Below are 22,556 nucleotides of genomic sequence, written 5' to 3' on the forward strand. Positions count from 1 at the left end.
CTGAACCGCGTGAGGCCCTCTTGATCACCCCAGTAGGGTCGTCCCCGTGAGTGACGAAGACATCACGCTGACCGCGGGCGACGCGGAGGTGACCGTGCAGCCGGGCAACGGCGGCCGGGTCGGAGGGCTGCGGATCGGCGGCGTGGAGGTGCTCCGGCAGGGGGAGCGGTTCGGCTGCTTCCCGATGGTGCCGTGGTGCGGGCGGATCCGGGACGGCCGGTTCCTGGACGGCGCCGTCCTGCGGCAGCTGCCGCTGAACGCCCCGCCGCACGCCATCCACGGCACCGTCCGCGACCACGCCTGGCGCACCGCCCGCACGAGCACGGACGAGGCGGTCATCACCTACGAGCTCGTCGACCCCTGGCCGCACCCGGGCCGTGTCACCCAGGTCGTCGCCCTCGCCGAGGACGCCCTGACCCTCACCATGTCCGTCGAGACGTACGAGTCGTCCTTCCCGGCGCAGATCGGCTGGCACCCCTGGTTCAACCGGAACCTCGGCGGCGAGGACGTGACCCTCGACTTCGACCCCGCCTGGCAGGAGGAGCGCGGCGACGACCACCTGCCCACCGGCAACCGCATCGACCCCCGGCCAGGCCCCTGGGACGACTGCTTCGGCATGCCCGGCGGCGTCGACGTCACCCTGACCTGGCCCGGGCAGCTGGAGCTGAAGGTGACCAGCCGCGAGGAGTGGGTCGTCGTCTACGACGAGCAGGAGGCGGCGGTCTGCGTGGAGCCGCAGACCGGGCCGCCCAACGGCCTCAACACCCTGCCGCGCCTGGTCACGCCCCTGGAGCCGCTGGAGGCCACCACGACCTGGAGCTGGCGCCGCCTCTAAGCTGAATGCCATGACGGACACACGCGGCGCGCTGCTGCAGCAGATCAAGGACAAGGCCGTGGTGCACGGCAAGGTGACCCTGTCGTCGGGTCTGGAGGCCGACTACTACGTCGACCTCCGGCGCGTCACCCTCGACGGGGAGGCCGCTCCGCTGGTCGGGCAGGTGCTGCTCGACCTGACCGCGGAGCTGGAGTTCGACGCGGTCGGCGGGCTCACCATGGGCGCCGACCCGGTCGCCGCCGCGATGCTGCACGCCGCCGCCGCGCGCGGCAAGCGCCTGGACGCCTTCGTCGTGCGCAAGGCCGCGAAGGCGCACGGCCTGCAGCGGCGCGTCGAGGGCCCGGACATCGCCGGCCGCCGCGTGCTGGTCGTCGAGGACACCTCCACCACCGGCGGCTCCCCGCTCACCGCCGTCGAGGCCGTGCGCGAGGCCGGGGCCGAGGTCGTCGCCGTCGCGACCATCGTCGACCGGGCGACCGGCGCCGCCGAGAAGATCCAGGAGGGCGCCGGGGTGCCGTACCTCTACGCCTTCTCGAAGGACGATCTGGGCCTCGACTGACCGGGGACTGACCAGGGCGTGGACGGTGGCCTGGACCTTCCGGCCAAGTCTGGAAAGATGGGGCCGACGACGGCGTCGAACCCCAAGGTCTAGGTCAGGGCCGTAGAGACAACGCAGTACGCCAACCCGCAGATACAAGGAGCGGACGCATGCCCATCGCAACTCCCGAGGTCTACAACGAGATGCTGGACCGGGCGAAGGCAGGAAAGTTCGCCTACCCGGCCATCAACGTGACCTCCACCCAGACCCTGCACGCGGCACTGCGCGGTTTCGCTGAGGCGGAGAGCGACGGCATCGTCCAGATCTCCACGGGTGGCGCCGAGTTCCTGGGCGGCCAGTACAACAAGGACATGGTCACCGGAGCGGTCGCGCTGGCCGAGTTCGCGCACATCGTCGCCGAGAAGTACCCGGTGAACATCGCGCTGCACACCGACCACTGCCCGAAGGACAAGCTCGACGGGTACGTACGGCCGCTGCTGGCGCTCTCCCAGAAGCGCGTCGAGGCCGGCCTGAACCCGCTGTTCCAGTCGCACATGTGGGACGGCTCCGCCGAGACCCTGGCCGACAACCTCACCATCGCCCAGGAGCTGCTGGAGCAGGCCCGCGCCGCGAAGATCATCCTCGAGGTGGAGATCACCCCGACCGGTGGCGAGGAGGACGGCGTCTCCCACGAGATCAACGACTCCCTGTACACCACGGTCGACGACGCGATCCGCACCGCCGAGGCCCTGGGCCTGGGCGAGAAGGGCCGCTACCTGCTCGCCGCGTCCTTCGGCAACGTGCACGGCGTGTACAAGCCGGGCAACGTCGTGCTCCGCCCCGAGCTGCTGAAGGAGCTGAACGAGGGCGTCGCCGCCAAGTTCGGCAAGAGCTCCCCGTTCGACTTCGTCTTCCACGGCGGCTCCGGCTCCACGGAGGAGGAGATCCGCACCGCCCTGGAGAACGGCGTCGTGAAGATGAACATCGACACGGACACCCAGTACGCCTTCACCCGCCCGGTCGCCGACCACATGTTCCGCAACTACGACGGCGTCCTGAAGGTCGACGGCGAGGTCGGCAACAAGAAGACCTACGACCCGCGCACCTGGGGCAAGCTGGCCGAGGCGTCCATGTCCGCGCGCGTCGTCGAGGCCTGCGGCAACCTGCGCTCGACCGGCACGAAGATCAAGTAAGTCCGGCGCGCACCGGGTCGAGCCCGTTCGCAACGGCTCGCATCCGGTCGCCCGCATGGAGCCCGGCACCTCCTGAGGTGCCGGGCCCTTCCGTATGCTCCCTGCATGCCCGATGTCCGGTTGGCCTCACCGCAGGGCAAATGGGTCCTGCTCACCACCGTCCTCGGCTCCAGCATGGCGATGCTGGACTCGACCGTCGTCAACGTCGCCCTGCCGCGCATCGGCCGCGACCTCGACGCGAACCTGTCCGCCCTTCAGTGGACGGTCAACGCCTACATGGTCACGCTGGCCGGGCTGATCCTGCTCGGCGGGGCGCTCGGGGACCGGTTCGGGCGGCGGAAGGTGTTCGTCGTCGGCGTGGCGTGGTTCGCGGTGGCGTCGCTGCTGTGCGGGATCGCGCCCAACGCGGGCGTGCTGATCGCCGCGCGGGCGTTGCAGGGGGTCGGCGGCGCGCTCCTGACCCCTGGATCACTGGCGCTGATCCAGGCGTCCTTCCACCCCGACGACCGGGGGCGGGCTGTGGGTCTGTGGTCCGGCTTCGGCGGGATCGGGGCGGCGGTCGGGCCGTTCGTCGGCGGCTGGCTGGTGGACGGGCCGGGCTGGCGGTGGGTGTTCCTGCTGAACGTACCGCTGGCGCTGGTGTGCGTGCCGGGGGCGCTGCGGCACGTCCCCGAGTCGGGGGACGGCTCGGCCCACGGGCGGTTCGACGTGCTCGGGGCGGCGCTGGGGGCGCTGGCGCTCGCGCTGGTGACGTACGCGCTGATCGAGGCCGGTGAGGGCGGCTGGGCGGTGGCGGTCTCGGCGGTGGCCGGGTTGGCCGCGGCCGTCGCGTTCGTGGTCGTCGAGCGGCGCCGGCCCGATCCGATGATGCCGCCGGACATCTTCGCGTCCCGGCAGTTCACGGCCGTCAACCTCGTCACGCTGTGCGTGTACGCGGCCCTCGGCGGGTTCTTCTTCCTCGCCGCGCTCCAGCTCCAGGTGGTCGTGGGCTACTCGGCCCTCGCCGCCGGTACGGCCCTGCTGCCGACGACCGTGCTGATGCTGCTGCTGTCCGCGCGCTCCGGGGAGCTGGCCGACCGCATCGGGCCGCGGATCCCGCTGACGGTGGGGCCGCTGCTGTGCGCGGCCGGGATGCTGCTGATGTTGCGGGTCGGGCCGGGGGCGTCCTACCTCGCCGATGTGCTGCCCGCGCTGGTCGTGCTCGGCCTGGGCCTGGTCACGCTGGTGGCACCGCTGACGGCGACGGTGCTGGGCTCGGTGAGTGTGGTGCGGGCCGGGCTGGCGAGCGGCATCAACAACGCGGCGGCCCGGGCGGCGGGTCTGGTGGCGGTGGCGGCGCTGCCGCTGCTGGTGGGCATGGGGGAGGAGGCGTACCGGGAGCCGGCCGCCTTCGACACGGCGTTCGGGAAGGCGATGGGGTGGTGCGCGGGGGCGATGGTGCTGGGGGCGGTGATCGCGGCCGCGGTGGTGCGCAGGCCGCCGCCGGACTGCAAGCGGCCGGAATGCCTGCGGCACGGCGGTGTCATGGCGCCGCCGCTGGAGGGGGAGCCGGTGCGGAAGCGGTTGGGGTAGCGGGACCCTCGTCATGCCGCAGACTTGAGGCATGTCCATTCACGAGAACCTTCTCGGGGGTCCGCCCCCGACCCACCTCCCCGACGACCCCGGGCCGCGGGAGATGCTCGCGGCGGGCGCCGCGTCCGTCGAGGTCGCCGGTGCGCACCCCACCTCCTCCCTCGCCTGGGCGCAGCTCGCCGACGAGGCGTTCGAGCGGGGCGCGGCCGTGGAGTCCTACGCGTACGCCCGCACGGGCTACCACCGCGGTCTGGACGCGCTGCGCCGCAACGGCTGGAAGGGCCACGGCCCGGTGCCGTGGGAGCACGAGCCGAACCGCGGCTTCCTGCGCGCCCTGCACGCCCTCGCCCGCGCCGCACAGGCGATCGGCGAGCAGGAGGAGTACGAGCGCTGCTCCCAGTTCCTGAAGGACTCCTCACCGACTGCGGCGCAGGTCCTGGGCTGACACACGGTTTGTGCACGCGAGGCCCGTCCCCGAAAGGCGGGCCTTGCGGTTCCGGGGGACGATTGCGCAAGATGCCCTCGGGGACCGGGGCCCCCGTGTCGGATTCGGCAGGGGCGGACCGCTACCCGGAGTTATACGCAGGAGACAGCGATGTCCCACGAGGCTCACGAGCCCGAGACCCCGCATCTCGACTTCCACGGCACGACGCCGTACGAGGACTACGTCAAGGCGGACGTGCTCACCCACCTCCAGCACACCCTCTCCGACGACCCCGGAGAGATGGTCTTCCTGGTGACGACCCAGGTGATGGAGCTGTGGTTCACGGTCATCGTCCACGAGTGGGAGACGGCGGCGCAGGCGCTGAGGCGCGACGACGTCCCCACCGCGACCGCCGCGCTGAAGAGGTCCGTACGGGAGCTGGAGGCGCTGTGCGCCTCCTGGAAGCCGCTCTCCCAGCTCACGCCGGCCCAGTTCAACTCGTACCGCAGCGCCCTCGGCGAGGGATCCGGCTTCCAGTCGGCGATGTACCGGCGGATGGAGTTCCTGCTCGGCGAGAAGTCCGCGTCCATGCTCGTCCCGCACCGGGGCGCCCCGCGGGTGCACGCCGAGCTGGAGAAGGCGCTGCACGAGCCGAGCCTGTACGACGAGGTCGTGCGGCTGCTCGCGCGGCGCGGCCACGACATCCCGGACTCCGTGCTGCGGCGCGACGTGTCGCAGCGGTACGAGCCGTCGCCGGAGGTGGAGGCGGCCTGGACGGCCGTCTACTCGGGTGACGAGCAGCACGAGATCGCCCGCCTCGGCGAGGCGCTGAGCGATGTCGCGGAGCTGGTGTGGCGCTGGCGCAACGACCATCTGGTCGCCACCCGCCGCGCGATGGGCGCCAAGACCGGCACGGGCGGTTCCGCCGGGGTGGCCTGGCTGGAGAAGCGCGCGCAGAAGAACGTGTTCCCCGAGCTGTGGACGGCGCGGTCCTATGTCTGAACGCGAGGCGGAACTCGCTGCCGAACTCGGGTCCGAGCTCGCGGTGCGCGCCGAGAAGCTGGACGCCGCCGACGAACTGCGCGGCAAGCGGGACGCGTTCGTCCTCGACGACGTGGTGTACCTCGACGGCAACTCCCTCGGCGCGCTGCCGGCCGTCGTCCCCGGGCGGGTCGAGGACGTCGTACGCCGCCAGTGGGGCGAGCTGCGCATCCGGTCCTGGGAGGAGAGCGGCTGGTGGACGGCGCCCGAGCGGATCGGTGACCGGATCGCCCCGCTGATCGGGGCGGCGCCCGGACAGGTCGTCGTGGGTGACTCCACGAGTGTCAACGTGTTCAAGGCACTCGTGGGCGCGGTACGGATGGCCGGTGAGGGCCGCGACGAGCTCCTCGTCGACGCGACGACCTTCCCGACCGACGGGTACATCGCCGAGTCGGCGGCCCGGATGACCGGCTGCGCGCTGCGGCCGGTGACACCGGGGGAGGTGCCGGGCGCCCTGGGCGACCGTACGGCCGCGGTGCTGCTGAACCACGTCGACTACCGCACCGGCCGGCTGCACGACCTGCCGGCCCTGACGGCCGCCGTGCACGCGGCCGGGGCGTACGTCGTCTGGGACCTGTGCCACAGCGCCGGCGCCCTGCCGGTGGGACTGGACGAGCACGGGGTGGATCTCGCGGTCGGCTGCACCTACAAGTACCTGAACGGCGGGCCGGGTTCACCCGCGTACCTGTACGTGCGCCGGGAGCTGCAGGACCGTTTCGACTCCCCGCTGCCCGGCTGGAACTCGCACGCCGAGCCGTTCGGGATGCGCGCCGGCTACGAGCCGGCCCCCGGCGCCCTGCGCGGTCGCGTCGGCACGCCGGACATCCTGTCCATGCTCGCCCTGGAGGCGGCCCTCGAGGTGTGGGACGGAGTGCCGGTGGAGGCCGTGCGCGCCAAGTCCCTCGCGCTGACGGACTTCTTCCTGGAGTGCGTGGCGGCGTATGTGCCGGAGGGCAGGGTCGAGTGTGTGACGCCGGTGCCGCACGAGGAGCGGGGCAGCCAGATCGCCCTGCGCTGCCACGACGCCTCAGACGTGATGAAACGGCTCGTCGAGCGGGGTGTGGTCGGCGACTTCCGGGCGCCGGACGTGTTGCGCTTCGGCTTCACCCCGCTGTACGTGGGCTTCGCCGACGTGGAGCGGGCGGCGCGGGTGCTGGCACGGACGCTGGCATGACATCTGTCGTTTGAGTCTCAGCTACACGCCGGGCGTACGGCGTGTCGCTGAGACTGAGCGGACACCTGCCCCTCGCTGCACGGATTCGCCCACAACCACCCGCGGGAGCAGGGGCAGTTCGTCGAAGCGAAGGCAGGCAGCGCCGCCGCTACCCTTCCGCCTTCACGGCCAGGACCGGGCAGCCCACGCCCAGGAGGATCTGCTGGGCCGCCGAGCCCATGATCAGCTTGCCGACCGCGCTGCGGCGCCGCAGCCCGATCACGACCAGGGACGCGTCCGTCCGCTCCGCCAGGTCGATGATCTCCTCGGCGGCGTCCCGGGCCCCGAGGACCTGGCGGATGTCGAAGTCGACGTCCAAGGCCGCGAGTTCCTGGCGTACGTGGCTCAGGTCGGGCTCCTGGGCGAAGCGCGTGTCCACGTACGCGTCGCCCCGGGTGGTGTTCACCACCAGGAGCTTCTCCTCGCGCCGACGGGCCTCGTCGATCGCCGCGCGCAGTGCCGCCTCGCCCTCGGGGGAGGGGACGTAGCCGACCAGGATGGTCATCTCGATGTCTCCAGATGTCTCAGGCGGCGCTTCGCGCGCGCAGGGGACGTACGACGAACCGGCCTATCAGCGGCCACACCAGGACCAGTGCGACCGACGCGTAGACGATGTACGACACCGGGCCGCCCAGCAGGCCCGACAGCTCACCGCCGGAGAGCTGGAGGGAGCGCCGGCCCTGCAACTCCGCGCGGGGGCCCAGGATCACGCCGACGATCAGCGGCAGGACCGGCAGTCCGAAGCGGCGCATGCAGAAGCCGAGGAGGCCCAGGACGAGGAGGATGAACAGGTCCAGGGGCTGGGCGTTGACGGCGTAGGCGCCCATCGAGGCGAAGAACAGGATGCCCGCGTAGAGGTACGGGCGCGGGATCCGCAGCAGCTTCGCCCACGCCGGGGCCAGCGGGAGGTTCAGCAGCAGGAGCAGCAGGTTGCCGATGAACAGGCTGGCGATCAGGATCCACACCAGGCTCGCCTCCCGTTCGAAGAGCAGGGGGCCGGGCTGGATGCCGTACGACTGGAAGGCCGCCAGCATGACCGCCGCCGTGGCGTTCGTGGGGAGGCCGATCGCCAGCATCGGGACCAGAGTGCCCGCCGCCGAGGCGTTGTTCGCGGCCTCCGGACCCGCCACGCCCTCGATGGCGCCCTTGCCGAACTCCTCGGGGTGCTTGGCCAGCCGCTTCTCCGTGGCGTACGACATGAACGTCGGGATCTCGGCGCCGCCGGCCGGCAGCGCGCCGAACGGGAAGCCGAACGCCGTGCCGCGCAGCCAGGGCTTCCAGGACCGGCGCCAGTCCTCCTTGCCCATCCACGGGCGCCCGACCGGGATCACCTCGGCCGGCCTGCGCCGCAGATGCGCGGCCACCCACAGCGCCTCGCCGACGGCGAAGATGCCGACCGCCACCACGACGACGTCGATGCCGTCGGCCAGCTGCGGGACGCCCAGGGTCAGGCGCTGCTGACCGGACACCGAGTCGATGCCGACCAGGCCGATCGTCAGGCCCAGCGCCAGGGAGATGAAGCCCCTGACGCGGGAGGATCCCAGCACGGACGTCACCGCTATGAACGCCAGCAGCATCAGCGCGAAGTAGTCGGGCGCGCCCAGGCTGACCGCGAAGTCCACCACGAACGGGGTGACCAGGACCAGCAGCAGGGTGCCGATCGTGCCCGCCACGAAGGAGCCGATCGCCGCCGTGGCGAGGGCCTGGGCCGCCCGGCCCGCCTTCGCCATCCGGTTGCCCTCGATCGCGGTCACCACGGACGAGGACTCGCCGGGGGTGTTCAGCAGGATCGACGTCGTCGAACCGCCGTACATGCCGCCGTAGAAGATGCCGGCGAACATGATGAACGCCTGCACCGGCTCCATGCCGTAGGTCACCGGCAGCAGCAGCGCCACCGTCATCGCCGGGCCGATGCCCGGCAGGACGCCCACCGCGGTGCCGATGACGACGCCGATCAGGGCGAGCAGCAGGTTCATCGGGGCCATGACGTCCGCGAAGCCCTGCATGAGGTTGTTCAGGTTGTCCATCGCCCAGGCCTCACAGGATTCCTTGCAGGACACCGGCGGGGAGGTTCACGCCGAGGCCGATCGCGAACGCGTAGAACGTCGTCAGGGACAGCGTCACCGCGATCAGGAGGTTGCGGATGTAGTGCCGGTTGCCGAGGCAGAACGCCGTTCCCCAGAACAGCAGGGCGCCGCTGATCACCCAGCCGAGCCGCTCGATGAGCAGCGCGTTCGCCAGGAACACGCCGACCAGCAGCAGCACGGTGCGCCAGTCGCTCCCCTGGGACAGGTCGACGTCCTCGCCGGCCTCCGGCTCACCGCGGCCGCCCCGTGCCACGTCGACGGCGTACAGCACCGCGAGCAGGACGAGCAGGCCGCCCAGGATGAGGGGCACCGAGCGCGGCCCGACCGGGTCGGTGCCGCTGGTGACGTGCGGGATGCCGAGGGCGTCCACGATCACGGCTGCGCCCAGCAGGGCGAGGAACGCGCACACGCCGTACTGCGCGCGGTCCCCGCCCTCCGGGGACGGACGGGAGTCCTCCACGGTCCGTTCGTTCGCCTGGGAGCTCATGCCAGCCCGAGCTCGGCCAGCAGGTCGGCGACCGCCTTGTCCTGCTCGGTCAGGTAGGTGCGGAACTCGTCGCCGGTCTGGAAGGCGTCGACCCAGCCGTTCTTCTCCAGCTGTGCCTTCCACTCCTCGGAGCCGTGCATCTTGGTCAGCGCGTCGACCCAGGTCTGCTTCTGCTCCTCGGTGATGCCCGGAGGAGCGACGATTCCACGCCAGTTGGTGAACACCAGGTCGATGCCGGAGTCCTTGAGGGTGGGCGCGTCCTTCAGCGCGTCGACCGGCTTCTCGCTGCTGACCGCGAGCACCCGCACCTGGCCGGCCTCGACCTGGTCGAGGAACTCACCGAAGCCGCTCGCCCCGAAGGCGATCTTGTTGCCGAGAAGGGCGGGAAGCAGCTCGCCGCCGCCGTCGTACGAGACGAAGTTGACGTCGGCCGGCTTGATGCCGACCGCCTTCGCCAGCTGCATGGGGAGCAGATGGTCGGGGCCGCCCGGCGAGGAGCCGCCGCCCACGGCGAGCTTCTTGGGATTCTTCTTCCAGGCGGTGACGAGGTCGTCGATCGTCTTGTACGGGGAGTCCTTCGGCACGACGATCGCGCCGGCCTCCTCGATCAGCCTGGCGATCGGTGTGGTGTCGGTGAGCGTCGCCTTGGACTTCTGGCTGTGCGAGGCCCCGACGACACCGAGGCCCATCTGCATGGCCATCTTGCCGTTGCCCTTGTCGTTCACCAGGCGCTGCAGGCCGACCGTGCCGCTGGCGCCGGGCACGTTGAACACCTGGGTACCGGTGGCGGCCTTGGTTTCCTGCATCACCTGGGAGACGGTGCGGGCGGTGAGGTCGTACCCGCTGCCCGGGGTGTTGGGGACCATGAGGCGGAGTCCGGTCGCAGGCTTCGAGGACCCGCCTTGGCCCCCGGATTCCTGCTTCTCGGCGGTGGCGCCACAGGCGCTGACCGCGATCATGGATACGGCGGCAAGAGTTCCGGCAAGTGCGGCTCGTCGCGTTCTCATGGCTCATCTCTTTCGCTCGGCCCGTTCCGGCGCCATGAGTGTGCGGTTCCCGGGATACCCTGTCTCGGTTGTGTGACCATTGAAGGTTGCGTTCATTGTGGTCACGACGTCACGCGGCTGTCGTTGGTGCCCGCCCTCCGTCTCGGATAACCCAGCGTGACATCCCCATGTCCGCGCATGTCGCGCGCCCTGATACCGTCCCGGCCAACGACCGGGCCCCCACCTGGTCGGCCATATACGTGTGAGCGCTGAGAGGTTGGAGCATGACGGACGACGTCGCAGCAGCCCGGGCCGCTGCCGAGGAGAAGTCGCTGTTCTCCCACGCGCCCGTCGACCCCGATGCCACCGTCGCCTACGGTGACCATCCCGACCAGGTGATCGACTTCTACGCCCCGCGCGGCGAGACCGGCCCGGGCGGGCCCGCCCCGGTCGTCGTCGTGCTGCACGGCGGTGTCTGGCGGGCGCCCTACGACCGGCGTCACATCAGCCCCTTCGCGGGCTTCCTCGCACGTCACGGATTCGCCGTCGCCAGTGTCGAGTACCGGCGCGGCGGTGACGACGACTCGGTCGCCGGCCGCTGGCCCGACACCCTCGACGACGTCGCCGCCGCGCTGGACGCCCTTCCGGCGTTCGTACGGGAGCTGCTGCCGCAGGCCGACCCGCGCCGTACGGTCCTCACCGGCCACTCGGCGGGCGGGCATCTCGCGCTGTGGGGCGCGGCCCGGCACGTCCTTCCGGCCCACTCGCCCTGGCGCACGGACATCCCGGCGGCCCTGCGCGGTGTGGTCGCGCTCGCCCCGATCGCGGACTTCACAATCGCCGACAAGCTGGACGTGTGCGGGGGCGGCGTGCGCCAGTTCCTGGGCGGGGACGAGCACTTCGCCGAACGGCAGCCGTACGCGGACCCCGCGCTGCTGCTGCCCACCGGCATCGCCACGACCCTCGTGCAGGGCCGTGCCGACCTCGACGTGCCGCAGGCCGTCACCGAGTCCTACGCGGAAGCGGCGGCGAAGGCGGGGGAGATGGTCGGCGTGACCCTGCTCGCGGGCGTCGGGCACTTCCCGCTCATCGACCCGGCGGCGGACGCGTGCGCGGTGGTGGTGGAGGAGATCGCCCAACTGGCCTGGTGAACGGTCCTTCTGCCCCCTGGGGGCAGCCCCCCGGGTCATCCCCGTAGTACCTGAGAGCTACGCCGCGGATGAGTCCCGAGGCGGGACGCGGACGACGAGGTCCGCTCCGTAGTTTCCCTTTCACGCAGCCCCGACGGCCGGGTGCGCTGGAGGGGGACGACCATGGGGCTCGCACCGAACCACCGCCGTGCCAGGCGCCGTTCAGGCCGTTGGCGGCGGGCCGCGCTCGCCGTCCTCGTCGCCGGTGCGGTGGTCTTCCCGCTGTCCGCGGCGGGGCGCCCGGAGATCCCGGCACCACCGCCCGCCTCCCTCCCTCCGCTCGACGCCTCGACGCTCGACGAGGCGTACGCGGCCAACCGCGCGGGCGCCGCCGAGGCCGCCCGCATGGCCGCCGCCCACCACGACCGTGACCGGGCGGCGGCGGACCGGTACCTCGCTTCCCCGGCACGGCAGCTGCTGCGCTTCGACGGCCGGGGCTCCGGCCGGGTGACGGAAGTCCTGGGCGACCTCGCCCGCGCCGACCGCGTCGCCGTCCTGGTCCCCGGCTCCGACACCGGCATCGACACCTACGGCCGGTTCCACGCGGCGGCCGCCGCACTGCACGAGCGGCTCACCCGGCAGGCCCCGGCGGGCACGCGCACCGCGGTGGTCGCCTGGCTGGGCTACGAGACGCCGGGCACGGTCAGCGCCACGGTGACCACGACCGGCAGAGCCGAGCAGGCGGCCCCGCACCTGCGCGCCCTCGTCGCCGACCTGCGTGCCGTCGCGGGCCCCGGGCCACGCATCTCGCTGCTGTGCCACTCGTACGGCTCGGTCGTCTGCGGCCGTGCCGCCGCCGGGCTCGCCGTCGACGACATCGCCCTCCTCGGCAGCCCCGGCACGGGCGCCGACACCGCCGCCGACCTGCGCACCCGCGCCCGCGTCTGGGCGGCCCGGGGCGGTGACGACTGGGTGGAGAACGTCCCGCACCTCAGCGCGGACCTGTTCGGCACCACCGTCGGCTTCGGCACCGACCCCGTCACCCCGGCCTTCGGCGCCCACGTGTTCGCGGCGGGCGACGGCGGCCACAGCGACTACTTCCGGCCCGGCTCGGCCTCCCTGACCAACCTGACCCGGATCGTCCTGGGCGAGACGAAGGCGGTGACCCATGACTGACATCGGTGTACGAGCCCTCCGCACGGGCCTGAGGCGCGGTGCCGACCGCATCGGCGCGGCCACCCCGGCCGACCGGGACCGCGCCGTGGACGCCCTGCGCGCCGCCGCCGTCCTCGGGGTCGTCCTCGGCCACTGGCTGGTCACGGCCCTGGTCGCCGACAGCGGCACCCTGCGCACGGACAGCCCGCTGCGGCACCTGCCCTGGCTGACGCCGGTCTCCTGGGTGTTCCAGACGCTCGCCGTGTTCTTCCTGGTAGGCGGTCACGTCGCCACCCGCGGTCATGCCTCGGCCCGGGCCCGCGGCATCCCGTACCACCGCTGGCTGACGTCCCGTCTGACCCGGCTGTTCACACCGGTCGCCGCCGTCCTCGGCCTGTGGACGGTCGCGGCTCTCGGGCTGCTGCTGTCGGGTGCCGAGTTCGGGACGGTGCGGACACTGGTGAAGCTGGCACTGTCCCCGCTGTGGTTCCTCGTGGTGTTCGCCGCGCTGACGGCGGCGACGCCGCTGCTGGCACGGCTCAACCCGCTCTGGCCGCTGGCCGTCGTCCTCCATGCGGACCTGGTGCGCTTCGGCCTCGGCGGCCCCTCCTGGCTGGGCTGGGTGAACGTGGCGGCCGGCTGGATGGTGCCCTTCACGCTGGGCGCGGCCTGGACCCGGGGCGAGCTGGAGGGGCGCCGCGCGGGCTGGGTCCTGCTCACCGGCGGGGCTGCGGCGACCGCCGGGCTCGTCGCGTGGGCGGGCTACCCGGCGTCCATGGTCGGGGTGCCGGGTGAGGGCGTGTCCAACCTGGACCCGCCGACGCTGGCCGCCGTCACCTTCGGACTGGCCCAGTGCGGTCTCGCCCTGCTGCTGCGCGAGCGGCTGCGCCGGGCGACGCGCCGGCCCGTGGCGTGGGCGGCGGTGGCAGCCGTCAACCTCTTCGCGATGACCGTCTTCCTGTGGCACCAGACCGCCCTGATGGCCACCACGGCCACCGGCCTCCTCGCCGGCCGGCTCCCCGGGCTGCACACCCGGCCCGACGATCTGGGCTGGGTGGGGGCCCGGCTGCTCTGGCTGCCGGTGTTCGCCCTGGTTCTGGTGGTCTGCTGGGCCGCCTTCCGGTTCTTCGAGCGGGGCCGTGGCCGGAGCGGTGGGTCGCGGGTGGTGCGGGCACACCGTCCGTCCGGCCGGGGCACGGCGGTGAAGGCGCGTCATGTCTAGGCTTGGCCGGGTGACGGACTCGGGGGTGGGCCGCGCGCTGCGGGCGCGCGGCAAGGGCTGGCTGCGGGCACTGCGTGACGACCTGTGGACCACCCGGGCCGATCCGCTGCCGCCCTCCGCCTGGCTGCGCTGGCTGCCGCACGGGCTGATGTGCCTGGCCGCATTCGGCATCACGGTCGGCGGCGCGGGCGACATGGGCGGCAACGGCCATCTGGTCCCCAGCCTGGCCTTCCTGATCGCGGTCGCACAGGGCGGAGCCGTGGTGCTGGGGCTGTGGCGGCCGGTCCTGGCGTGGTTGCTGACGATGGGCACCTTCGTCGTGGCCGCCGTCATCCTGCGCACCCGGCTGGGCTTCGACCCGGAGACCTACACCTGGCCGTGGACCGCGGCCGGGATCATCGGCCTGCTGTGCGTGCTGCTGCTGCTCGCTCTGCGGGTGCCCACCCGGGCGGCGGTGGCGGCACTGGCAGTGACCGCACTGGTCACCTTCGCCCTCGAGAGCCTGGTCAGGGGGGTGGCCTACGACGACACGGGGATGATCGCGGTCCCGCTGTCCGCCGTCGTCGTGGTCGTCGGCACCGCCCTGCGCGGTCGCCGCGAGGCCCGCGCGCAACTCGTCGAGCAGACCACGCTCACCGCCGAGGAGCGCACCCGGCGCACCCTGCTGGAAGAGCGCAGCCGCATAGCGCGGGAGCTGCACGACGTGGTGGCCCACCACATGTCGGTCATCTCCATCCAGGCGCAGGTCGCCCCGCACCTGGTCGAGAACCCGCCCGACGAGCTCAAGGAGAACCTCGCGGGCATCCGGCAGAACGCGCTGGACGCGCTGACCGAGCTGCGCCGGGTGCTGGGCGTGCTGCGCTCGGAGCAGGGGCCGGGGGAGCCGTTCACCGACCACGCCCCGCAGCCCACCCTGGACCGGCTCGACGCGCTGGTGGAGAACACCCGGGCCGCCGGCCGCGAGGTCACCGTCGAGATCGACGGCGAGCGGCGCCCGCTGCCGTCCGGCGTGGAGCTGTCGGCGTACCGGATCGTGCAGGAGGCACTGAGCAACGTCCTGCGGCACGCGCCCGGCGCGAGCGCCAAGGTCCGTCTCACGTACCGGCGGGACGGACTGGAGGTGGAGATAGTCAACTCCCGGCCGACCGGCCCCGCACCGCCGTCCAAGGGCGCGGGACACGGACTGCTCGGGATGCGGGAGCGCGTCGCGATGCTCGGTGGCACCATGACGGCCCACCCGTGGCACTGGGACGGCTTCAAGGTCAGCGCCTTCCTCCCGGACACACCACCCGGTGACACACCGGCCGCCGGGACGCCATCGGCCGACGGGCCGGGCACCGACCGCACCACCCACCTCATCTCCTACGACTTCCCCGACTCCGACTTCACCGACCCCGAGGCAGGAACCCCATGACGAGCAGCTCCGGCCGGCCCATCCGGGTTCTCATCGTCGACGACCAGGCGATGGTCCGGCAGGGCTTCACCGTGCTGCTCGGCACCCAGCCCGGCATCGAGGTCGTCGGCGAGGCGAAGGACGGGGAGGGCGGCGTCGCGCGGGCCGCCGAACTCGCCCCGGACGTCGTCCTGATGGACATCCGCATGCCCGGGATGGGCGGCATCGAGGCCACCGAGCGCATCACGGCGGCGCACCCGGACATGAGGGTGCTGGTGCTCACCACCTTCGACCTCGACGAGTACGTGTACGACGCGCTGCGTGCCGGAGCCTCCGGGTTCCTGCTGAAGGACGCCTCCTCGGACCAGCTGGCCGAGGCGGTACGGGTGATCGCGGCGGGGGACGCGCTGCTCGCCCCGGGCATCACCCGCAAGCTGATCGCCGAGTTCTCCCGGCTGGACGACCGGCCCCGCAGCCCGCTCAAGGAACGCATCGGCGACCTGACCGAGCGGGAGACGGAGGTACTCGCCCTGATCGCGCAGGGCCTGTCGAACGCGGAGATCGCCCGGCACCTGTTCGTCGCCGAGCAGACGGTGAAGACCCACGTGGGCCGGATCCTGGTGAAGCTGGGCCTGCGGGACCGGACGCAGGCGGCGGTGTTCGCCTACGAGTCGGGGCTGGTACGTCCGTCGGGGTACTGACTCCGGGCCCCGGGGCCCGCCCCGTAGTACCTGAGAGGGACCCTGAGGGACCCCCCTCCAAGGGGACGACCGGGACCCGGGGGCCCGCTTACCGTTCTGTCCGTGACCGAGACGACTCACATCCAGACCACGCCGCCGGGGCCCGGGACCAAGCCGCGCAGCCCGGAGTACCGGGTGGCCGTGGACTCCCTGCGCCGACTGCGACAGGACCTGATCCACGACGCGTTCGCCTACCGGCCGCTGCCGCGCAGGAGCACGGACGGGCGGATCATCCGGCGGCTGCCCGGCCGCCTGCGGGAGTACGCGACCTGGACGCCGCACGCGCTGATAGCCGTGGCCGCCCTGATCACGCTGCTCATCACCGGCGCCGACACAGACGGCCACGTGCTCCTGGTCGGCCCCGTGACGGTGATCCCCGTCCTGCTGACCATGATCCGTCCGGTCGCGGCGTTCTGGGCGTCCATGGCTTCCACGCCGCTGGCGGTCATGCTCGGCAGCAACTGGGGCGAATGGCCGTGGGCCGCCGGCAGCTTCGTCTGCCATCTGACCGTGCTGACGGTCGTGGCCATGCGCACCAGGCCGCGTACGGCCGGGTGGATGTGGGCGCTGACGGCCCTGTACGCCCTGATCGCGGACAGCGGCGTCGGCCCGACCTACCTCTACGGCTCCAACTCCGCCCCCATGCTGGTCGTCTCGGCCATGATCCTGCTCTGCGTCACCGTCTGGCACATCCGCCGGGACGCCGTACAGGAGGTCACCGCCCAGCAGACGGTCACCGCGCACGAGCGCTCCCGCCGCACGCTGCTGGAGGAGCGCACCACGATCGCCCGCGAGCTGCACGACGTCGTCGCCCACCACATGTCGGTGGTCGCCATCCAGGCGGAGGCCGCGCCCTACCGGGTGGAGAACCCGCCGCCGGAGCTGGAGAAGGCCTTCGCCACCATCCGGGAGAACGCGGTGGCGGCCCTCACCGAGCTGCGCCGTGTGCTGGGCGTGGTCCGCGCCGAGGACTACGAGGTCCCGGACGCCCCGCAGCCGACGCTCGCCGACCTGGACGGGCTGCTGGCCAACGTGCGGGACGCGGGCCTGAGCGTCGAGAAGGTGGCGATCGGCGCGGTGCGTGAGCTGCCGCAGGGCGTGGAGCTGTCGGCGTACCGCATCGTGCAGGAGGCCCTGAGCAACACCCTGCGGCACGCACCGGGCGCGACCGCCCGGGTCGAGATCGGGTACGTGCTCGGCGGCCTGGGGCTGCGCATAGTCAACGGCCCGCCGCCCAACCCCGGCCTCGTCAAGCCCTCACCCGGCGCCGGACACGGCGTCACCGGCATGCGGGAGCGCGTGACGATGCTGAACGGCGAGATGACGGCGGGCCGTACGGACGACGGAGGCTACGAGGTGACGGTGTTCCTGCCGGTCCCCCTGCCGGACGAGGATGCCGCATGACCATTCGCGTACTGATCGCGGACGACCAGATGATGGTGCGCGAGGGCTTCTCGGTCCTGCTGAACGCGATGCCGGACATCGAGGTCGCCGGCGAGGCGGTGAACGGCCGGGAGGCCGTCGCCAAGGTCCGCGAACTCGCCCCGGACGTCGTGCTGATGGACATCCGGATGCCCGAGCTGAACGGCATCGAGGCGACCCGCGAGATCGTCGCCGCCGACGGGGCGGCGAAGGTGCTGGTGCTCACCACCTTCGACCTCGACGAGTACGTGTACCAGGCGCTGCGCGCGGGAGCCTCCGGCTTCCTCCTCAAGGACGCCTCGGCCCGCCAGCTCGCCGACGGCGTGCGCGTGGTGGCCTCCGGGGAGGCGCTCCTGGCGCCCTCGGTGACCAGACGCCTGATCACCGAGTTCTCCAAACTGTCCGAGACGCCGCGCATGATGCCCTCCGCGCAGGCGGCGTACGGCGATCTCACCGAGCGGGAGACGGAGGTGCTGGTCCTCATCGCGCAGGGCCTGTCGAACGCGGAGATCGCCGAGCGGCTGGTGGTCGCCGAGTCGACGATCAAGACGCATGTCAGCCGGATCCTGGTGAAGCTGGGGCTGCGGGACCGGACGCAGGCGGCGGTGTTCGCGTACGAGGCGCGGCTGGTGACACCGGGCTAGCGGGGACGCCCGCCCTCGCCGACCTGTCGTCACCCCTGGTCAGCGAGGGGGGTCTGCGGCTAGCGTCCCGCCATGGCTGCCGCATTCGACCCATGGGACCCGGCCTTCCTCGCCGACCCGTACCCCGCCTACGCCGAGCTGCGTGCCCAGGGCCGCGTGCACTGCTTCGAGCCCACGAACCAGTGGCTCGTCCCGCACCACGCGGACGTCTCGGCGCTGCTGCGCGACCGGCGCCTCGGACGCACCTACCAGCACCGCTTCACACACGAGGAGTTCGGCCGCACCGCGCCCCCGCCGGAGCACGAGCCGTTCCACACGCTCAACGACCACGGGATGCTCGACCTGGAGCCGCCGGACCACACCCGGATCCGCCGCCTGGTGTCCAAGGCGTTCACGCCGCGCACGGTGGAGCGGCTGAAGCCGTACGTGCGGGAGCTGGCGGACGAACTGGTGTCCAAGCTGGTCTCGGCCGGCGGCGGCGACCTGCTGAAGGACGTCGCCGAGCCCCTCCCCGTCGCGGTGATCGCCGAGATGCTCGGCATCCCGGAGTCCGACCGTGCCCCGCTGCGCCCCTGGTCGGCGGACATCTGCGGCATGTACGAGCTGAACCCGTCCGGGGAGACGGCGGCGAAGGCGGTCCGGGCCTCGGTCGAGTTCTCCGAGTACCTGCGCGAACTGATCGCGGCCCGCCGCGAGGAGCCGGGCGAGGACCTCATCTCGGGCCTCATCGCCGCCCACGACGAGGGCGACCGCCTCACCGAGCAGGAGATGATCTCGACGGCGGTCCTCCTGCTGAACGCCGGGCACGAGGCCACGGTGAACGCCACGGTCAACGGCTGGTACGCCCTGTTCCGCAACCCGTCCCAGCTGGACCTGCTGCGCGCGGACCACACGCTCGTCCCCTCCGCGATCGAGGAGCTGATGCGCTACGACACACCGCTGCAGCTCTTCGAGCGCTGGGTCCTTGACGAGATCGAGATCGCCGGAACGACGATCCCGCGCGGCGCGGAGGTCGCCCTGCTCTTCGGCTCCGCCAACCACGACCCGGAGGTCTTCACCGACCCGGACCGCCTCGACCTCACCCGCGTCGGCAACCCCCACATCTCCTTCAGCGCCGGCATCCACTACTGCATCGGCGCCCCCCTGGCCCGTATGGAACTGGCCGCTTCGATGGCGGCGTTGCTGGAGAGGGCGCCGACCCTGCGCCTCGCCGCAGAACCCGAGAGGAAACCGAACTTCGTGATCAGAGGACTGGAGGGACTGGCCGTCGAGGTGGGGTGAGCACTACCCGGACCGAGGTGCGGTCATGTGCCCAGTGCTGCCAGTGCTGCCAGTGCTGCCAGTGCTGTCATGTGCTCAGGTCCCTCCTGCGCAACCCCGCCAGCCCTCCGGCCACCAGCGCCACCGCGAGCCCCGACAGGACCAGCACCGGCCCCCACTCCATCTCCCCTCCGGGCAGCTTCGGCAGATGCCCGAACGGCGAGAGGTCCAGCACCGCCTGCGGAACGTCCAGCGCGGGACCCACCCACCCGATCAGCAGCACCGCCCCCGCGACAGCCCACGCCGCCACCGCCGCCCGGGGCAGGACGCCGTGCAGCAGCACCGCCACCCCGCCGATCACCCACACCGCCGGGAGCTGCACCAGGCAGGCCGCCAGGACCGGGCCGGTCTGCTCGCCGTAGCCGGCGGCGAGGCCCAGGCCGGCCAGCAGCATGATGAGCGCCGAGCCGCCGAAGGCGATCACCAGATGCCCGGCGGCCCACCGCAGCCGCCCCACCGCGCCCGCCAGGACCGGTTCCGCCCGGCCCGAGGTCTCCTCACCGTGCAGCCGGAGCACCGATGCCACGATGTACAGGGCCGCGACCAGGCCGAGCATGCCGGCCATCGACGCCAGGAACGCGTCCGTCAGGCCGGACCGGCCGCCCATGCGCTCGACGATCCGCCGTGCGCCCTCGTTGGCGCCGACCAGGTCGGCCGCGCCCTCCGCCATCCCGCCGTAGACGGCCCCGGCGAGGAGGAAGCCGGCGCTCCAGCCCAGCACACCGCCCCGCTGCAACCGCCAGGCCAGGGCGCCCGCGCCGCGCAGCCGGCCGGTCGCCGGGCCCGGCCGGGTGGGCAGGAAGCTCATGCCGATGTCCCGGTGGCCGGCCAGGGCGTACGCCACCGCGCTCTGGACGGCGACCGCCCCGGCGAGCGGCGTCAGCACCCACCAGCGCTCGTCCGCGTATGGCCGCAGGTTCTCCAGCCACCCCAGCGGGGACAGCCACGTCAGCGGCGACGACCCGTCGTCCGTCGCCGAGTCGCCCGCCGCGCGCAGCACGAACGCGGCGCCCAGCACCGCCGCCGTCAGACCACGGGCCAGCCGCGCGCTCTCCGTCAGCTGCGCGACGATCGCCGCCATCGTGGCGAAGACCATCCCGGTCCCGGCGATCCCGAGCCCCAGCGCCAGCGCCCCGGTCACGCCCTGCCCGGCCAGCCCCGCCGTCACCAGCAGCGCCAGCACCGCGTTCGCGACCGCCGCCGCCAGCAGGGCCGCAGTGAGCGAGGCCCTACGGCCCACCATCCCGGACGCCACCAGCTCCTGACGCCCGCTCTCCTCCTCGTCCCGGGTGTGCCGTACGACGACCAGCAGGCTCATCACGGCGGCCAGCGCGCCCGCGTAGACGCCGGTCCGCCACGCCGTCAGGGCGCCGATCGAGTCGCCGAAGACCGGGCCGACCATCGCGCGCAGCGAGGAGTTGGTCTCCATCTGCCGGATCAGGTCGGCGCGTTCGGCGGGAGAGCCGTACAGGCCCTCCAGGGCGCCCGGCATGGAGAGGACCATGAGCGCGTCGACCGCGATCCACACCGGGACCATCAAACGGTCCCGCCGCAGGGCGAACCGCAACAGCGTGCCGGTACCGGCCAGTGGGCGGGAGCTGCCGGGCCGCGCAGCGAAGGCCGTCATCGGGCCGCCGCCTCGGCGCTCTCGGCGGTGTCGGCGGTGTCATCCTGGTAGTGCCTCAGGAACAGCTCCTCCAGGGTCGGCGGCGTCGACGTCAGCGACCGTACGCCCGACTCGCTCAGCGACCGCAGGACGGCATCCAGCCGGTCGGTGTCGACCTGGAGCCGGACCCGGTGCCCCCGCACGTCGAGGTCGTGGACTCCCGGGAGCCCCGACAACCCGTCGGGCGGTCCGGCGAGTTCGGCGACGACGCTGGTGCGGGTCAGATGCCGCAGGTCGGCCAGTGATCCGCTCTCGACCGTACGGCCCTTGCGGATGATGCTCACCCGGTCGCAGAGTTCCTCGACCTCGCTGAGGATGTGGGAGGAGAGCAGGATGGTGCGGCCCCGGTCGCGTTCCTCGATGACGCAGCGCTGGAAGACCTCCTCCATCAGCGGGTCCAGGCCCGAGGTCGGCTCGTCCAGGATCAGCAGGTCGACGTCCGAGGCGAACGCGGCGACCAGGGCGACCTTCTGCCGGTTGCCCTTGGAATAGGTGCGGCCCTTCTTGGTGGGGTCGAGCTCGAACCGTTCGATCAGCTCCGCCCGGCGCCTCGCGTCGAGTCCTCCGCGCAGCCGGCCGTACAGGTCGATGACCTCGCCGCCGGAGAGGTTGCGCCACAGCGTCACGTCCCCGGGGACGTAGGCGATACGGCGGTGCACCTCCACGGCGTCGGACCAGGGGTCCCGGCCGAGCACCCGAGCGGCGCCCGAGTCGGCGCGCAGCAGGCCGAGCAGGACCCGGATGGCGGTGGACTTGCCGGCACCGTTGGGGCCGAGGAAGCCGTGGACCTCGCCGGTGGCGACCTCCAGAGCCAGCCCGTCGAGCGCGTGCGTCCGTCCGAAGGACTTGTGCAGTCCGGAGACGGTGATGGCCTTCGTCATGCCCGGAACGTACGCTCCTTTCAGAAATTTGTGAAGTTAAGGAAGCGTATAAATCGCGGATAGGATGAATCGCATGACGGAATCAGCCAGGAGCGCGCGGGACGCGGAGGCGGTGTCGAGGTTCGTCGAGTCCTTCGCGGCGCAGCTCGTCGAGGCCGGGATGCAGCGCATGCCCGCCCGGGTCTTCGCCGCGCTGCTCTCCTCCGACGAGGGGGCGATGACCTCCGCCGAACTGGGTGAACAACTGCGGATCAGTCCTGCCGCGGTCTCTGGCGCCGTCCGCTACCTGGCCCAGCAGCACATGGTCTCCCGGGAACGCGAGCCCGGCTCTCGCCGGGAGCGCTACCGGGTGCACAGCAACCAGTGGTACGAGGCCGTCACCAACCGCGAGGCGGTGCTGAAGCGCTGGGAAGGCGCCCTGCGCGAGGGTGTCACGAGCCTCGGCGCCGACACCCCGGCGGGGCGCCGGATGGCCGAGACGCTCGCCTTCTTCGAGTTCGTCGACGGCGAGCTCGCGGCCATGATGGAGCGCTGGCGGGCCCGCCGGGAGCAGCTCTTCGGGAGCACCGGATCCGAGTAAATCCGATTTGTCGGATTAGCTGCCCCT

The 22,556-nt window shown here is 72.3% G+C and carries 22 protein-coding genes; 16 read left to right on the forward strand and 6 right to left on the reverse strand.

Features of this window, described 5'->3' with window-relative positions:
* Window positions 1-46: 46 nt before the first annotated feature.
* From IE212_RS14310 to kynU, 7 genes are all read left to right on the forward strand, one after another.
* Entirely contained in the window at window positions 47-835 is a 789-nt protein-coding gene (locus IE212_RS14310) for an aldose epimerase family protein (protein WP_190198183.1), read from the forward strand.
* 10 nt (window positions 836-845) lie between these two features.
* Window positions 846-1,394 carry an orotate phosphoribosyltransferase gene (gene pyrE / locus IE212_RS14315; RefSeq protein WP_190198184.1) on the forward strand — a complete coding sequence of 183 codons (549 nt, stop codon included), beginning with the start codon at window positions 846-848 and terminating at the stop codon, window positions 1,392-1,394.
* 149 nt (window positions 1,395-1,543) lie between these two features.
* Window positions 1,544-2,566, forward strand: a complete 1,023-nt coding sequence (gene fbaA, locus IE212_RS14320) for a class II fructose-bisphosphate aldolase (protein WP_190198185.1) — start codon at window positions 1,544-1,546, stop codon at window positions 2,564-2,566.
* Window positions 2,567-2,671: 105 nt separating this feature from the next.
* Window positions 2,672-4,138, forward strand: coding sequence for an MFS transporter (locus tag IE212_RS14325; protein ID WP_190198186.1), 1,467 nt, complete (start codon window positions 2,672-2,674; stop codon window positions 4,136-4,138).
* Window positions 4,139-4,169: 31 nt separating this feature from the next.
* Window positions 4,170-4,583, forward strand: coding sequence for a DUF3151 domain-containing protein (locus IE212_RS14330; protein WP_190198187.1), 414 nt, complete (start codon window positions 4,170-4,172; stop codon window positions 4,581-4,583).
* Between the two features lie 150 nt (window positions 4,584-4,733).
* The gene (locus IE212_RS14335) at window positions 4,734-5,564 is read left to right on the forward strand and encodes a tryptophan 2,3-dioxygenase family protein (protein WP_190198188.1); all 831 of its coding nucleotides are present in this window, start codon (window positions 4,734-4,736) and stop codon (window positions 5,562-5,564) included.
* Complete coding sequence (kynU, locus tag IE212_RS14340) at window positions 5,557-6,777, forward strand: kynureninase (protein WP_190198189.1); 1,221 nt, start codon at window positions 5,557-5,559, stop codon at window positions 6,775-6,777. Before IE212_RS14335 ends, kynU begins: the two co-directional genes overlap by 8 nt.
* Window positions 6,778-6,925: 148 nt before the next feature.
* On the opposite strand, the gene IE212_RS14345 is transcribed toward kynU, so the two are convergent.
* Genes IE212_RS14345 through IE212_RS14360 form a run of 4 tightly spaced genes read right to left on the reverse strand, consistent with a single transcriptional unit; the run spans window position 6,926 to window position 10,397 of the window.
* Window positions 6,926-7,321 carry a universal stress protein gene (locus IE212_RS14345; RefSeq protein ID WP_190198190.1) on the reverse strand — a complete coding sequence of 132 codons (396 nt, stop codon included), beginning with the start codon at window positions 7,319-7,321 and terminating at the stop codon, window positions 6,926-6,928.
* 19 nt (window positions 7,322-7,340) lie between these two features.
* A complete protein-coding gene (locus tag IE212_RS14350; RefSeq protein ID WP_190198337.1) occupies window positions 7,341-8,843 on the reverse strand; it encodes a tripartite tricarboxylate transporter permease in 1,503 nt (500 codons plus the stop codon).
* A 10-nt stretch (window positions 8,844-8,853) separates the two neighbouring features.
* Window positions 8,854-9,390 (reverse strand): tripartite tricarboxylate transporter TctB family protein, encoded by a 537-nt coding sequence (locus tag IE212_RS14355; RefSeq protein WP_190198191.1) that lies wholly within the window; start codon window positions 9,388-9,390, stop codon window positions 8,854-8,856.
* Entirely contained in the window at window positions 9,387-10,397 is a 1,011-nt protein-coding gene (locus IE212_RS14360) for a Bug family tripartite tricarboxylate transporter substrate binding protein (RefSeq protein WP_190198192.1), read from the reverse strand. Before IE212_RS14360 ends, IE212_RS14355 begins: the two co-directional genes overlap by 4 nt.
* Before the next feature lie 263 nt (window positions 10,398-10,660).
* On the opposite strand from IE212_RS14360, the gene IE212_RS14365 reads away from it, so the two are divergent.
* From IE212_RS14365 to IE212_RS14400, 8 genes are all read left to right on the forward strand, one after another.
* Complete coding sequence (locus IE212_RS14365; RefSeq protein ID WP_190198193.1) at window positions 10,661-11,527, forward strand: alpha/beta hydrolase; 867 nt, start codon at window positions 10,661-10,663, stop codon at window positions 11,525-11,527.
* Between the two features lie 162 nt (window positions 11,528-11,689).
* Window positions 11,690-12,682 carry an alpha/beta hydrolase gene (locus IE212_RS14370; protein ID WP_190198194.1) on the forward strand — a complete coding sequence of 331 codons (993 nt, stop codon included), beginning with the start codon at window positions 11,690-11,692 and terminating at the stop codon, window positions 12,680-12,682.
* A complete protein-coding gene (locus IE212_RS14375) occupies window positions 12,675-13,883 on the forward strand; it encodes an acyltransferase family protein (protein WP_190198195.1) in 1,209 nt (402 codons plus the stop codon). Before IE212_RS14370 ends, IE212_RS14375 begins: the two co-directional genes overlap by 8 nt.
* A complete protein-coding gene (locus IE212_RS14380; protein ID WP_190198196.1) occupies window positions 13,876-15,297 on the forward strand; it encodes a sensor histidine kinase in 1,422 nt (473 codons plus the stop codon). Before IE212_RS14375 ends, IE212_RS14380 begins: the two co-directional genes overlap by 8 nt.
* Window positions 15,294-15,977 (forward strand): response regulator, encoded by a 684-nt coding sequence (locus tag IE212_RS14385; RefSeq protein WP_190198197.1) that lies wholly within the window; start codon window positions 15,294-15,296, stop codon window positions 15,975-15,977. The genes IE212_RS14380 and IE212_RS14385 overlap by 4 nt, the downstream gene beginning before the upstream one ends.
* A gap of 102 nt (window positions 15,978-16,079) precedes the next feature.
* Window positions 16,080-17,420, forward strand: coding sequence for a sensor histidine kinase (locus IE212_RS14390; RefSeq protein ID WP_190198198.1), 1,341 nt, complete (start codon window positions 16,080-16,082; stop codon window positions 17,418-17,420).
* The gene (locus tag IE212_RS14395; RefSeq protein WP_190198199.1) at window positions 17,417-18,082 is read left to right on the forward strand and encodes a response regulator; all 666 of its coding nucleotides are present in this window, start codon (window positions 17,417-17,419) and stop codon (window positions 18,080-18,082) included. The genes IE212_RS14390 and IE212_RS14395 overlap by 4 nt, the downstream gene beginning before the upstream one ends.
* A gap of 72 nt (window positions 18,083-18,154) precedes the next feature.
* A complete protein-coding gene (locus tag IE212_RS14400) occupies window positions 18,155-19,363 on the forward strand; it encodes a cytochrome P450 (RefSeq protein WP_190198200.1) in 1,209 nt (402 codons plus the stop codon).
* Window positions 19,364-19,430: 67 nt separating this feature from the next.
* Here the strand turns inward: IE212_RS14400 and IE212_RS14405 are convergent, their stop codons facing one another.
* Complete coding sequence (locus IE212_RS14405; RefSeq protein ID WP_190198201.1) at window positions 19,431-21,029, reverse strand: ABC transporter permease; 1,599 nt, start codon at window positions 21,027-21,029, stop codon at window positions 19,431-19,433.
* Window positions 21,026-21,949, reverse strand: coding sequence for an ABC transporter ATP-binding protein (locus IE212_RS14410; protein ID WP_190198202.1), 924 nt, complete (start codon window positions 21,947-21,949; stop codon window positions 21,026-21,028). Before IE212_RS14410 ends, IE212_RS14405 begins: the two co-directional genes overlap by 4 nt.
* 73 nt (window positions 21,950-22,022) lie before the next feature.
* On the opposite strand from IE212_RS14410, the gene IE212_RS14415 reads away from it, so the two are divergent.
* Window positions 22,023-22,529 (forward strand): GbsR/MarR family transcriptional regulator, encoded by a 507-nt coding sequence (locus IE212_RS14415; RefSeq protein WP_190198203.1) that lies wholly within the window; start codon window positions 22,023-22,025, stop codon window positions 22,527-22,529.
* Window positions 22,530-22,556: the final 27 nt, after the last annotated feature.

Origin of the sequence: Streptomyces djakartensis (assembly GCF_014651075.1) — a bacterium.
Classification (GTDB): domain Bacteria; phylum Actinomycetota; class Actinomycetes; order Streptomycetales; family Streptomycetaceae; genus Streptomyces; species Streptomyces djakartensis.